Annotated in this window: 11 protein-coding genes; 6 read left to right on the top strand and 5 right to left on the bottom strand. The window is 71.8% G+C overall.

The genetic code is table 11. The features are described 5' to 3' along the window. Positions 1-184: 184 nt before the first annotated feature. Complete coding sequence (locus HNR67_RS38435; RefSeq protein ID WP_312989049.1) at positions 185-991, bottom strand: SAM-dependent methyltransferase; 807 nt, start codon at positions 989-991, stop codon at positions 185-187. 1 nt (position 992) lies between these two features. Beyond that, the gene (locus tag HNR67_RS38440; RefSeq protein WP_185008168.1) at positions 993-1,820 is read right to left on the bottom strand and encodes an SAM-dependent methyltransferase; all 828 of its coding nucleotides are present in this window, start codon (positions 1,818-1,820) and stop codon (positions 993-995) included. Between the two features lie 211 nt (positions 1,821-2,031). On the opposite strand from HNR67_RS38440, the gene HNR67_RS38445 reads away from it, so the two are divergent. Further along, complete coding sequence (locus tag HNR67_RS38445) at positions 2,032-3,240, top strand: ROK family transcriptional regulator (protein WP_185008170.1); 1,209 nt, start codon at positions 2,032-2,034, stop codon at positions 3,238-3,240. On the opposite strand, the gene HNR67_RS38450 is transcribed toward HNR67_RS38445, so the two are convergent. Continuing rightward, on the bottom strand, positions 3,223-3,936 hold the full coding sequence (locus HNR67_RS38450) for a class I SAM-dependent methyltransferase (protein WP_185008172.1): 714 nt from the start codon (positions 3,934-3,936) through the stop codon (positions 3,223-3,225). The two genes, HNR67_RS38445 and HNR67_RS38450, sit on opposite strands and share 18 nt — an antisense overlap. 233 nt (positions 3,937-4,169) lie before the next feature. Here HNR67_RS38450 and HNR67_RS38455 point away from each other — a divergent pair, with 233 nt between their 5' ends. The 4 genes from HNR67_RS38455 to HNR67_RS38470 all read left to right on the top strand — a co-directional run bounded on the left by HNR67_RS38455 (position 4,170) and on the right by HNR67_RS38470 (position 9,262). Next, on the top strand, positions 4,170-5,345 hold the full coding sequence (locus HNR67_RS38455; RefSeq protein WP_185008175.1) for an alpha/beta hydrolase family protein: 1,176 nt from the start codon (positions 4,170-4,172) through the stop codon (positions 5,343-5,345). A 111-nt stretch (positions 5,346-5,456) separates the two neighbouring features. Then, positions 5,457-6,632 carry an alpha/beta hydrolase family protein gene (locus HNR67_RS38460; RefSeq protein ID WP_185008177.1) on the top strand — a complete coding sequence of 392 codons (1,176 nt, stop codon included), beginning with the start codon at positions 5,457-5,459 and terminating at the stop codon, positions 6,630-6,632. Between the two features lie 210 nt (positions 6,633-6,842). Beyond that, positions 6,843-8,282 carry a carbohydrate-binding protein gene (locus HNR67_RS38465; RefSeq protein WP_185008179.1) on the top strand — a complete coding sequence of 480 codons (1,440 nt, stop codon included), beginning with the start codon at positions 6,843-6,845 and terminating at the stop codon, positions 8,280-8,282. A 176-nt stretch (positions 8,283-8,458) separates the two neighbouring features. Further along, positions 8,459-9,262, top strand: a complete 804-nt coding sequence (locus HNR67_RS38470) for an ESX secretion-associated protein EspG (protein ID WP_185008180.1) — start codon at positions 8,459-8,461, stop codon at positions 9,260-9,262. Between the two features lie 913 nt (positions 9,263-10,175). Here HNR67_RS38470 and HNR67_RS38475 read toward each other — a convergent pair. Next, positions 10,176-11,486, bottom strand: coding sequence for an NAD(P)/FAD-dependent oxidoreductase (locus HNR67_RS38475; RefSeq protein ID WP_185008182.1), 1,311 nt, complete (start codon positions 11,484-11,486; stop codon positions 10,176-10,178). A gap of 1 nt (position 11,487) precedes the next feature. Then, positions 11,488-12,084, bottom strand: a complete 597-nt coding sequence (locus HNR67_RS38480; RefSeq protein ID WP_185008184.1) for a ferric reductase-like transmembrane domain-containing protein — start codon at positions 12,082-12,084, stop codon at positions 11,488-11,490. Between the two features lie 278 nt (positions 12,085-12,362). Here HNR67_RS38480 and HNR67_RS38485 point away from each other — a divergent pair, with 278 nt between their 5' ends. Beyond that, positions 12,363-12,923 carry a sigma-70 family RNA polymerase sigma factor gene (locus tag HNR67_RS38485; RefSeq protein ID WP_185008186.1) on the top strand — a complete coding sequence of 187 codons (561 nt, stop codon included), beginning with the start codon at positions 12,363-12,365 and terminating at the stop codon, positions 12,921-12,923. The last annotated feature ends 1 nt before the right edge of the window (position 12,924 follow it).

Here is a 12,924-nt window from a genome sequence, read left to right on the forward strand (position 1 = left end):
GTTCTCGGGGCTGTGGCGGGATCCGGCACGAGCGCGCGATCCGAATCCCACCACCATATTGCGCCGATCCCCACCAGGGCAGGGCGGCGAGCCCGCGGGCGGACCGATCGTCGCCCGATCGGTACCCGGATGGCCCAACGGGTCACCCGGCAGGCTGGACCTGTGCGTCCGCCCGGCCGAATACCTAGACCTTGCGGCCCACCGCGGCGAACAGGTTGGAGTGCCGCACGTCCTCCTCGTGCACCGCCTCGGTCTCCGGCCGCCAGTTCGGCGTGTAGACCAGGCCCGGCTCGACCAGCTCGAAGCCCTCGGCGAAGCGCAGGATGTCCGCCCTGGTGCGCGGGTGGATGGGCTCCTGGGTGTGCTTGAAGACCTCCACCGCCTTGGTCATCGCCTCCCGGTTGCCGTCCCAGGTGAAGGCGGAGAAGGCGAGGTAGCTGCCCTCGGGCAGGGCGTCCCGGTAGCGCTGGATGACCGACCACGGGTCGGAGTCGTCCGGGATGAACTGCAGCACGCCGACCAGCAGCAGCGCCACCGGCTGGCTGAAGTCCAGCAGCCGCTTGGTCTCGGGGTGGTTCAGGATCGCCTCAGGATCGCGCAGGTCGGCCTGGATCGCGGCCGCGTTCGGGTTGTCCTGCAACAGCAGTTCGCTGTGCGCCACCGCGACCGGCTCGATGTCCACGTAGACCACCCGCGAGTCCGGCGCGGCCGCCTGGGCCACCTCGTGCACGTTGCCCACCGTCGGCACGCCCGAGCCCAGGTCCAGGAACTGCCGGATGCCCTGGTCCACCAGGAACTGGGTGGAGCGGCCGAGGAAGGCGCGGTTGAGCCGGGCCATGTCCCTGGCGGGCACCACGGTCAGCAGCCGGTCGGCCAGGGTCCGGTCCATCTCGAAGTTGTGGCCGCCGCCCAGCAGGTAGTCGTAGATGCGCGCGGAGCTGGGCAGCTCCATGTTGACCCCGTCGGGCACCCAGCTCAGTTCGTTCGACACGTCACGCAGTCCCTTCCGTGGACGAAAACTTGCGGCCGACGCCGGCGAAGTACCAGTCGCCGAGGGCGGTGGGCCCCGGGCGCACCGGGTTCCGCCACCGACCGGGGTGTACCAGTCCGGGGTCGACCAGGTCGAACCCGGTGAAGAGACGCTCGATCCCGACCCGCGACCGCGGATACACCGGGTCACTGCCCACCATCAGCTCCTGCGCCCGTGTCACCAATTCGGGTGACACATCACGGGTCACATGGCTGAGTGCGAGATAACTGCCCACCGCCAGCCGATCCCGGTACCCGGCGAGCATCCCCCAGGGATCTCGCTCGTTGGGCACGTAGTGCAGCAGGGCTATCGCGAGCAGGCCGATCGGGGCCGCGAAGTCGAGCATCCGGCGTACCCGGGGCTCGGCCAGCACCTGGCGCGCGTCCACCGCGTCGGCGCGCAGCACGGTCGCGTGCTCATCGCCCTCCAGCAGCAGCTCGGCGTGCGCCACCGCCAGCTCGTCGTGGTCGACGTAGACCACCCGGCACTCCGGCGCGGCCCTGCGGGCGATCAGGTGCACCGGGTCCACCCCTGGGATGCCGCAGCCCAGGTCCAGGAACTGGCGCACGCCGGCGGAGAGCATGAAGTGCACGACCCGGCGCACGAAGGCCCGGTTGACCAGCGCGGAGTGCGCCACCCCCGGCAGTTCGGCGACCATCCGGTCGGCCAGTTCCCGGTCCACCGCGAAGTTGTGCCCGCCGCCGAGCAGGTAGTCATAGACCCGCGCGGACCGTGGTTGTGCCCAGTCCCGCTCGGTCGACTGCGGACCCGCGCTGGGGTCTCCGGTCACGGCACACCTCGTGGAGATGGACAGGTAGCGGACACCCTACTGAGCGTGGCCAGCCCCGGCGAAGCAGGTCGTCGCCGGGCGGCGCGCGCCGATATGCGCTACCGGACTGGCAATAGGTCATACGATTCGGCAGGCACCCGCAGCCGGGTGACACCTGGATGGCCGTACGCGCTGCCGCGTCCAGTGCCGCACGCGTGAAGGGGGAGTGGTGGTGCGAGCCGGAAGTCCGCGTCTGCTGCGGGAGATCAACGATCGGGCGGCCATCGAGATCCTCCTGGACAACGGGCCGATGACCAGGTCCGAGCTGGAGACCGCGATCGGGCTGTCCAAGCCGGCCACCGCCCAGCTGCTGGCCAGGCTGGAGGAGGACGACGTGGTGCGCCGCGAGGGCCTGCGCGGCGGCGCCCGAGGGCCGAGGGCGCAGCTCTGGGCGGTCAACGGGGCGCTGTGCTTCGTGGCCGCGGTGGACCTGACCGCGGAATCGGTGGACATCGCCATCGCCGACATCTCCGGCCGGGTGCTCGCCGAGCACCGCGCGGTGATGCCGGCCGGCCCCACCGAGGCGGTGCTGGCCGCCTTCGACACGGCGCTGACCGCCGCGGTCGGCCTGGCCGGACTGCCCGAGGGCACGCTGCGGCACGTCGTGGTGGGCAGCCCCGGCGCGGTGGACCGGGCCACCGGACAACTCGGCTTCGCCCCGCACCTGCCCGGCTGGGAGGGCTTCGACCTGCCGGGACGGCTCAGCGAACTGCTCAACGCCACGGTCACGGTGGAGAACGACGTCAACCTGGTCGCGCTGGAGGAGATGATCTCCGGCAAGGCGGTGGACGTGCGGGACATGGTGCTGGTCTGGCCGGCCGACGCGGTGGGCAGCGCGGTGGTGGTCAACCGGGTGCTGCTGCGCGGGGCCACCGGCGGCGCCGGCGAGATCGACTGGATGCGGGTGCCGGACCTGGCCAAGGCGGGCAGCGCGGTCGGCCGGGACGGGATCCGGTTCGGCGACCTGGTCAGCTCGGACTCCATCGTGAGCCTGGCCGCGGCGCACGGGGTGCACGCCGAGACCGGGATCGCGGCCGTGCGCGCCGCGGTGACCGGCGGCGATCCGGGCATCGCCTTCCTCACCGACCTGGCGCGGCGGATAGCGACCGGGGTGGCCAACCTGGTCTCCGTGCTGGACCCGGAACTGGTGCTGCTCTCCGGCGAGACCGCCGAGACCGGCGGCGAACTGCTGTGCGAGCTGGTGCAGCGGGAACTGCACGAGCTGGTGATCCCGAAGACGCCGGTGGAGCTGGGTTCGGTGACCGGCAACGCGGTGCGCGCGGGCGCGCTGCACTCGGCCTACGCGATCGCCAGGGAGGAGATCTTCGGGCTGCCCGCCGCGGAGTTCATGAAGCCACCGGGCTCACGGGCGCACCGGTAGCGACTCGATCTCCCACAGCCCCAGCGCCTTGTCCGCGAACGCCCCGTCCTCCTCGGTGCAGTTCTCCACCAGGACGGCGACCGGATCGGGCAGGTTGAACGGCGGGCGCTGCAGGTTGAGCGGGCGCCAGTCGCCGGTGGCGATGTCGGTGTTGCGCTCCAGCTCCAGGAACGTGGTGGCCAGCAGGTAGCGGGAACCGCTGCGGCGCAGGTTGTCCAGCGCGTCCCAGATGTGGGCGAAGCTCAGGTGCACCAGGCAGTCCCGGCAGAGCACGGCGTCGGTGCGCGGCAACGGGTCCCTGGTCAGGTCCAGGGTGTAGAAGCGGCGGTTGCCGCCGTGCCGGAAGTACTTGGCCAGGTTGGCCGCGATCAGCTCCTCCACGATGTCCGCGCCCAGGTAGGTCTCCAGGCCCAGCTCGCAGGTGGCCAGCCAGCCGAAGTCCCCGCACGGGATGTCCAGCAGACTGCGCACCCCGAAGCGCCGCAACAACTTCGGCAGCTCGGCACGCAGCACGGCGGTCTCGGTGAGCGCGGAGCCGTCGCCGGAGACCGAGTCCGGGCAGCCCCACATGTTGCTGCGGAAGATGTGCGCGAACACCTCCTGGGTGCTCAGCCCGTCCAGCTGCCCGGCCAGGGCCAGGTAGTTCAGGTGCGCGCGCACCGGCGGGCGGGCCGCGTCCCGAGGCGTCTTGGTCACCTCCGCACCTCCGCGTGGTCGTGGTCGATCAGGTCGGTCCCATTGTGTGCGGCGGAAAACACGGATCGGCCACGGAACGCCGACGACCCGGTACGCCACCCCCTCAAGGACCCATCGAGTGATCCGCGTTCGCTTCGGGCGGAATTGCCGTCCCGTGCCACCCGGTCACCGGGCAGTGTGGAGGCAGCTGCCCGCCCACCACACCACCGTCAACCACCCTGGGGGAGAGAAAGGTGCTTCGCACCCGCGTCACCACACTGCTGACAGCCGCCTTCGTGCTGCTGACCGCACTGCTGTTCACCGGCACCGCCACCGCGGCCGCGGCCGCGGCCGCGGCCGCGAAACCGACCCTGGACCTGCCGGCCACCGGCGGTCCGTTCCCGGTCGGCACCACCGCCTTACACCTGGTCGACCGCGCCAGGGTCGACCCGTGGGCGCCGACTCCCGGACCACGCGAGCTGATGGTCCAGGTCTGGTATCCGGCCGTGCCCGTTGGCAAGCGCGCCGAGTACGGCGATCCCGCGGTGTCCCAGCACTTCGCCGACCTGGTCACCGCGGTCGGCATGGGCCAGGGCGAGCCGTTCCTGCACCGCGTGCACCCGACTTCCCGCAACGCCGCGCCAGTGTTGCCGGGGCGGTGGCCGCTGATCCTGCAGAGCCACGGGCGTGGCACCGTGCGTGCCGCCACCACCAGCATCGCCGAGGGGCTGGCCGCCCGCGGCTACATCGTGGCCGCCGTCGACCACACCTACGACGCCGCGGTCACCACCTTCCCGGACGGCCGCACCGTGAAGGCCAACCGCACCCAGGAGCCGACCGAGCCGGAACTCGCGGCCGAGGTGCGGGTCCGGGTCGCCGACCTGCGGTTCGTGCTCGACCAGCTCAGCGGCGCGGCCACCCCGTTCCGGCACCGGCTGGACCTTGGCCGGGTCGGCGTCTTCGGCCACTCCATCGGCGGGGACACCGCGGCCGAGGCCATGCGCGCCGACCGCCGGTTCCGGGTCGGCGCCAACCTGGACGGCGCGTTCTGGGGCGAGGCCCAGCGCCAGGGCGTGCCCGGTCCGTTCGCCCTGTTCAGCGCGGGTCCGGCGGACCACCCGAGCTGGGCCAACTGGCGCACCAACCAGAAGGCCTGGGGCCGACAGTTCAACCTGGGCGAGGGCATTCACAGCTCCGCCACCGACCTGGTGCTGTTCCCCGAGGTCTCCGGCCTGAAGGAGCTGCTGAAGGACCACCCCGAGGTGTACAAGCAGATCTTCGGCAGCCTGGACGGCGTGCGCACCACCCAGCTCTACCGCGCCTACCTCACCGCGCTGTTCGACCGGCACCTGCTCGGCCGCCCGTCCCCACTGCTGGACCGGGATTCGGAGCGGTGGCCGGAACAGAAGCTGCTCTTCTCGGTCGGCTGAGAGCTTGCTGAGAGCCCCAAAGGGCAGACCACGCGCGCACCCGATCACCGGCGGTGGGTCGCTGGCAGGGTGAAATCACGGCATCCCGCCGTCACCCGAGGGGGAACATCCATGCGCCCAACACGGCTGCTCGCCGTGCTCCTGACCCTGTCCGCCACCCTGGTCGCCACCGCCCCGGCCGCGACCGCGGCGGTGGCGACCAGCCCGGATTCCGGCTCGGCGACCACCCTGGACCTGCCCGCCCCGACCGGCAGGCTGGCCGTGGGCGTCACCGACCTGCACCTGACCGATCCGTCCCGGCCGGACCCGTGGTCGCCCACCCCCTCGGTGCGCGAGCTGATGGTCCGCGCCTGGTACCCGGCCATCGCGGTCACCCCGCGGGCCCGCTACAGCGACGACGCCACCAGCGCCACAGTCGCCGCGTTCCTGAACAACTTCATCGGCGGCGGGGTGAGCCCGTTCCTGGACCGGGTCCGCCCGCACGCCCGGCAGAACGCCCCGGTGTTCGGCGCGGGCTGGCCGGTGCTGCTGTACAGCCAGGGCCGCGGCAGCATGCGCACCCTGTCCACCACCCTGGCCGAGGACCTGGCCAGCCACGGGTACGTGGTGCTGTCGGTGGATCACACCTACGACGCGGGCGCGGTGCGGTTCCCGGACGGGCGGGTCATCCGCGGCAACCGCCCGCAGGTGCCCACCGAGGCCGAGCGGGCCGAGGAACTCCGGGTCCGGGTCGCCGACCTGCGCAGCACCCTCAACCACGTCAGCACCGCCGCGACCCAGTTCCGCGGCCGCCTTGACCTGTCCAAGGTCGGCGCCCTCGGCCACTCCATGGGCGGCGCGACGGCCGCCGAGGCCATCCGCACCGACCCCAGGTTCCGCGCCGGGGTGAACCTGGACGGCGGTTTCTGGGACGGCGCCGCGAACAACGGCGTCCCCGGCCCCTTCCTGCTGCTGAGCACCGGGGCTCCCGACTACCCGACCTTCACCGCGTGGAAGGCCAACCACCGGGCCTGGGGCCGGCACTTCGCGCTCACCGGCGCGGCGCACTACAGCGCCACCGACCTGACCCAGTTCCCGGACATCTCCGGCGCCCGCGAACTCCTCCGCGACCGCCCGGCGCTGTACACCACCCTGTTCGGCGACACCCCAGGCGTCCGGACCACCGAGATCAACCGCGCCTACACCCGGGCCTTCTTCCAGCAGCACCTCTACGGGGTGCCCAACCCGCTGCTGGACGCGCCGTCCCCGGCCTACCCGGAGCAAACCCTGCGCTGGTCCCACTCCTGATCACCGGCCCCGGGCGGCGGCGAGCCCGCTGCCCGGGGCCATTTGTTGTTTCTCCCCCGAAATCCCACCCAATCGTTGACAATCCACGCCTGAGAGCGCTCTCATCACTGCACGGCAAAGCGGCCGGAGACGCACCGACCGTGGCCGGGCCCGCATGATTCCCTTCCCCCCGCTGTGATCCGCCGCCACGGACCGAGGAGGCGCTCGCACATGTCCGCTGCGCAGATCTCCACCACCACTCCCCCTGCCCGCCGCTCCCGGCGCTGGGCCCTCGCCGCCGCCACCGCGGCCGCGGCCGTCGTCGTCCCACTGGCGCTGTTCGCCCCCGCGGGCGCGTCCGTGCCACCACCCGCCCCCGGCTGGACCCAGGTCTGGGCCGACGATTTCAACGGCCCGGCCGGCTCCCTGCCATCGGGCAACAACTGGATCTTCGACCTCGGCCACGGCTACCCCGGCGGCCCGGCGAACTGGGGCACCGGCGAGATCGCCGCGCACACCAACAATCCGGCCAACATCAGCCTGGACGGCGGCGGCAACCTGCGCATCACCCCGCTGCGGGACGGCGCCGGGAACTGGACCTCGGCCCGGATCGAGACCCACCGCGGTGACTTCCAGGCCCCGGCCGGTGGCGTGCTCGCCATCGAGAGCCGGCTGCAGATGCCCAACGTCACCGGGCAGGCGGCGATCGGGTACTGGCCGGCGTTCTGGGCGCTGGGCACGCCGTATCGCGGCAACTACTGGAACTGGCCGGGTATCGGCGAGTTCGACATCATGGAGAACGTCAACGGGATCAACTCGGTGTGGGGCGTGCTGCACTGCGGGGTCAACCCCGGCGGCCCGTGCAACGAGACCACCGGCATCGGCGCGAACCGGCCCTGCCCGGGGGCGAGCTGCCAGTCGGCCTTCCACACCTACCGCTTCGAGTGGGACCGCTCGGTCTCACCGAACCAGCTGCGCTGGTACGTCGACGGCCAGCAGTTCCACAGCGTCAGCCAGGACCGCTTCGACGCGGCGACCTGGGCGAACATGACCAACCACGGCTACTTCGTCATCCTCAACGTGGCCATCGGCGGCGCCTTCCCCAACGCCCTGCACGGCGGCGTGACCCCGGTGGCGGCCACGGTTCCCGGGCGGCCGATGGTGGTCGACTACGTCTCGGTGCAGCAGCGCGGCGGGGGCGGCGGCAACCCGACGACCAGCACGACGACCAGCACCACCGGTCCGCCGCCCGCGGGTGGCAGCGCGTACTCCCGGTGGGAGGCCGAGCGGTTCGCCGCGCAGTCCGGCGTGATCACCGAGTCCACTTCGGACAGTGGTGGCGGGCAGAACATCGGCGGGGCTGGCAACGGCGACTGGGTGCAGTACCGCGGGGTGGACTTCGGCGGCTCCGGCGCGCGGCAGTTCCAGGCCAGGGTGGCCTCGGGCGCGGGCGGCGGGGTGAGCGGGCTGGTCGAGGTGCGGCTGGACAGCCGGAGCGGGCCGGTGATCGGCTCGTTCGCGGTGGGCAACACCGGCGGCTGGCAGAGCTGGCGGACCGTTCCGGCCAACGTCACCGCGACCACCGGCGTGCACGACGTGTACCTGACCTTCGCCAGCGGCCAGCCCGCGGACTTCGTCAACGTCAACTGGTTCACCTTCGCGACCAGTTAGCCAGACCCGCGGCCGGCCGGTGGCGACGGCGGCAACCCACCGGCCGGCCGCTCCTCAGCACCGCCCGACGAAGTCAGCGCACCGAATGTGACATTGTTTACACACATAGTCACAGGCCCGGGTTAGTTTGCCCCCCTTGACCGAGACCGGCTCTCGGTGCACAAGGGGGCGCAACGATGGGCGGGGAACCGCACGCCATGACCACGATGGTGCTCACCGCGACCGAGTTCGAGGTGGTGTGGGCGCAACTCGCGCTCGGTGAACCACCCCTCGCGCTGGAACTGCCGAGCTTCGGGGCCACCGACTCCGAACGCGGCATGCTGACCTCGCTGGCCATGGACTCCCTGCGGCAGCGCGGCCTGGCCGACCGGATCGGCCCCACCTCCGGCCTCACCGACACCTGTCTTGGCCTGACCCACTACGACTGGTCGCTGGACGCCCGGCTGTGGGCAGGCGAGCTGCTGCGCGCCTTCGGCGCCGCCCGCGGCGAGGGCGGCACCCTGGCGGTGCGCATCGGCGACACCGTGCACCTGACCCGACTACCCGACTACCTGCTCCCCACCGACCTGGCCACCCTGGCAGGCGGCACCCCGTGCGGACCGGGCGAGGCCCTGAGCGTGCGCGGCGACGCACTGGACGCCGCCGCCCGCGCCGCCGGCGCGGACCCGGTCGCCTTCGCCGAGGTGCTCATCCAGCGCGGCGAGACCCCACCGGCGGCCCGCGAACTGGCCCGGCGCTGCGCCGGCGCGGGCTGGTGGGGTCAGTTCGGCTGCACGGTACGAGACCGCTTCGGCTCCACCCGCCGCGCCACCAGGGTGGTCGCCTTCCACGACGTCCCCGGCCGCGGCCGCTACCTGGTACTACGCCGAGTGGAGCCCGGCGGCGTGGTCTGGGTGACCGTCCTCCCCGGCGGCAACCGCCAACTCGTAGCCCAACTAATCGCCCTCCGCGACGAAACCACCACCACCCACAACCCCTAACCCCACCCAGCGTGTTGGCCGTTCTCGTACGGCGTGTTGGCCGTTGTTGTACGGGGTGTTGGCCGGTGTGGGCGGGTTGGTGCACGAGCGAAGGTCAAGATCAAGGGCGTCCTCGCCGGACGGGCAGAAATCAAAGGATGGGGGGAAAGTCAAAGACAAGAGCAAAGACGAAGAGCAAGAGCAGTGCTCGTACGGTTCCCCCATCCCCGTCAGCCTTCCGATACCAAACCACATCCCGGGCACGCAGACCGTTGCGGTTGGGAAGCTAGGGCGGCGGCAGGTTGCGGTCTGCGCACCCGGGATGTGGTGTGTCCTCTCCAGGCTGACGGGGATGGGGGAACCGCTCAGGTGGGGTTTGAAAAGCCACCCCGTCTGCTTGTGTGCGGGCTCCGCCCGCACGCGGCGCGTGTGAACCGCCTAGCCGCAGCGTTCCCGGGCTTCGCCCGACCTTCGCGTCAGAACCGCCTGGCCGCCTAGCTCCGGGCTTCGCCCGACCTCCGCCCCGAACCGCCCGGCCCCCTGACCTCGGGCTCCGCCCGCTTGCCCGCCCACAACGGCCAACACACCGTCCCATAACGGCCAACACGCGCGGAAGTCCGAAACCCCCGCCCCCCTCCCCGGCGTGTTGGCCGTTCTCGTACGGCGTGTTGGCCGTTGTTGTACGCCATGTTGGCCGTTCTCGTACGCCGAGCCGCCCCATCCCGGACATCGCGCCAGCCCAACCACCGCTCAATCCGCCGCACCGCCCAGCTCCCCTCACCACCCGCCACGCCCCGCGCTCAAGCCGTCTCACCACTCACCTCCCTCACCCCCGCCTCCCTCACCGCCGCCCTCCCCAACCCACCACCTCCCTCACCGCTCACCTCACCCCCGCCGTTCCTCCCCCACCCACCGCACCAGCCCCACCTCCCCCTCACCCCACCTCCCCACCCCGCTCCCCCCGCCGCCCACACCGCCACCCCCGCCGCGCCCGCCCATGAACCGACGGCATCCCCCGAGGCGCCTCCGTCTCCCCCGGCGAAGGCCGCGGCGCCCCCACCGCCGACTGCCGATCCAGCTCCGCCGTCCACTGCCGCATCCCCCGCGGGCTGTCCCAAGCCGCCACCCCCACCAACCACCCCCGCCGCACATACCCACACACCTGATGCCCCAGCGACCGCGCCCCCGCCAGCGCGATGGTGTCCCCGGCCAGCGCGGGCGCACCCGCCGCCTGGATCCGCACCCCATGCTGGGCCGACCAGAACCGGGGCAGTGGGGTGAACGGCCGGGCGCCCGCGCCGGCCAGGAGGCTGTCGGCGGCGGCTCGGCCCATCTCCACCGCGTTGATCCAGTGCTCGACCCGGCGGGGGGTCTCGTCGAAGCGCAGGTTGGGCCAGCGGGCCAGGTCGCCTGCCACCACCACGTCCTGGGCGCCGATGGCGTGGCAGGTGGTGTCGCACAGGACGCCGTCTTCCAGGACCAGGCCGGAGCCGCGTAGCCAGTAGCTGGCCGGGATGGCGCCGACGGCCAGGACCACGCAGCGGGCGGAGACCTGGCTGCCGTCGGTGAGCTGGACCGCGATACCACCGGGGTGCGGGGCGAATCGCCACACCGTCACGCCCAGGGCCAGCCGGACGCCCGCGTCCTGGTGCAGTTGGGTGACGGCGGCGCCCATCCGTTCGCCGAGCACGTCCCCGAGCAGGTCGCCGCCGCGGTCCACCAGCAGCACCGGGATGTCCATGGCGCGCAGGCTCGCGGCCAGTTCACAGCCGAGGAACCCGCCGCCCACGATCACCACCGGGCCCTGGCCGGCGGTCACATTCCGTTGCAGCGCAAGACCGTCGTTCATGGTGCGCAGCACCTGCACCCGGCGGTCGTGCCGGGGTGCGCCGGGCAGGTGCCTGGCCTGGGCCCCGGTGGCCACGACCAGGCCGTCGTAGCGCAGCTCCTCACCGCGCGGCAACAGCAGCAGCCTGCGGTCCACGTCCAGCGCGGCCGCCCTGGATCCCAGCCGCCACACCACATCCAGCTCGGGCAAGCCGGGCAGGGTCAGCTCCTCCGGGCCCGCTTGCCCCAGCAACAGCTGCTGCGCAAGGGCCGGACGGTGGTACGGCAGCCGGGGTTCCTCACCCACCACCAGGACCTCGCCGGAGAATCCCTGCTCTCGCAAGCGTTCCGCCGCGTTCAGTCCGGCCGGACCCGTGCCGACCACCACGATCCGTTCGGCCCGCCCGGTCAGGGCCATCTCACGGCGCCTCCTCGATGATCCGCGCCGAGACCAGCACCCTGGCCGGCAGGAACCGCAGCACCGCCAGGGTCAGCACCGGCACCAGCAGGGTCACCCCGGCCAGCCACAGCAGGCCGAACCGCCCGCCGGAGTGGGCGCCCAGCAGGGCGTGCGCCACGCCGAGTGCCGCGGCCGGATAGGCCAACCGGTGCAACCACAACCACCGCCGGTAGCCCAGCAATCGGCGCAACCCCACCGAAAAGGCCACCAGCAGCATCAACTCGAAGGCCAGCGCGCCAAGGGTGTGCCGCAGCGGGGCACCCGCCAGCACCGGGAACAGCAGGTTGACCAGGCCGAAACGCTCCTCCCGCAAGAACAACAGGGCCAGGCCGTGACTGCACACGAAGGCCAGCGTGACCGTGGCCAGCACCAGGTGCCCCGAGCGCACCACCTGCCGCCCGGTCGCCCGGCGCACCCAGCCCGCGCTGGTGAACACGCCCCAGCACAGGGTCAGGCACATCAGCCCGTAGGCCAGCCAGCCCGACAGCGCGGCCGCCGCGCGCACCCCGTCGTCCTGGGCGCTCACGACGAGTTGCAGGACCGGATGGTGCGGCATGTGCGCCTCCGGGGTGGGCGGGCGGCGGGGAACCCGGGTAGACCAGGGGGTGCGGCCCGGTCTACCCGGGCGTTTCCGGTGTTCCGCCAGGGAAAACCGGAAGCTTCGCGGGCAGCGAACTCAATAGTCCATTGTGGACAGTCCCTTCGTGACGACGCGCCAACGATTACGGATCCCCGCCGCGGGTGGTTCAACCAGGCCGGAAAATCGATCCAAATCCGTCGCGAGCACAAAAAGATCGGCCGCAACCCTGTACGAAACCCGTTGCTGGGGACAGGATGTGCGCCGTGGGCCGACATCGGGTCACCAGAGCAGAGTCAACCGGCACCGCCGAGGTTTCCGGCCGGGACGACGATCTGGTCAGGGCGCTCTACCGTGAGTACGGTGGCGCGCTGTTCGGGCACGCGTGCAAGCTCACCGGCAACGATCGCCAGTGGGCCGAGGACGTGGTGCAGGAAACCTTGTTCCGGGCCTGGCGTAACGCCGAGAAGCTGGACCGGGAACCCGGGCTGATGCGGGCCTGGTTGTTCACCGTGGCGAGGCGGATCGTGATCGACGGAAGGCGGAGCCGCAGTGCGCGGCCGCACGAGGTCGAGGCGAGTCCGTTGGAGGCAGTGCCGGTGCCCGACAGCGCCGACGCGACCCTCTCCGCACTGGTGATCACCGAGGCGTTGCAGCAGTTGAGTGAGGAGCACAGGGAGGCCATCACCCAGACCTACCTACGAGACCGCACCATCAACGAAGCGGCCGCCGTTCTGGGCGTGCCACCGGGTACCGTCAAGTCCAGGGTCTACTACGCGTTGCGTGCCCTACGACGGTCACTCCAGGATCGGGGGTGAG

It is taken from the genome of Crossiella cryophila (assembly GCF_014204915.1).
Lineage (GTDB): Bacteria > Actinomycetota > Actinomycetes > Mycobacteriales > Pseudonocardiaceae > Crossiella > Crossiella cryophila.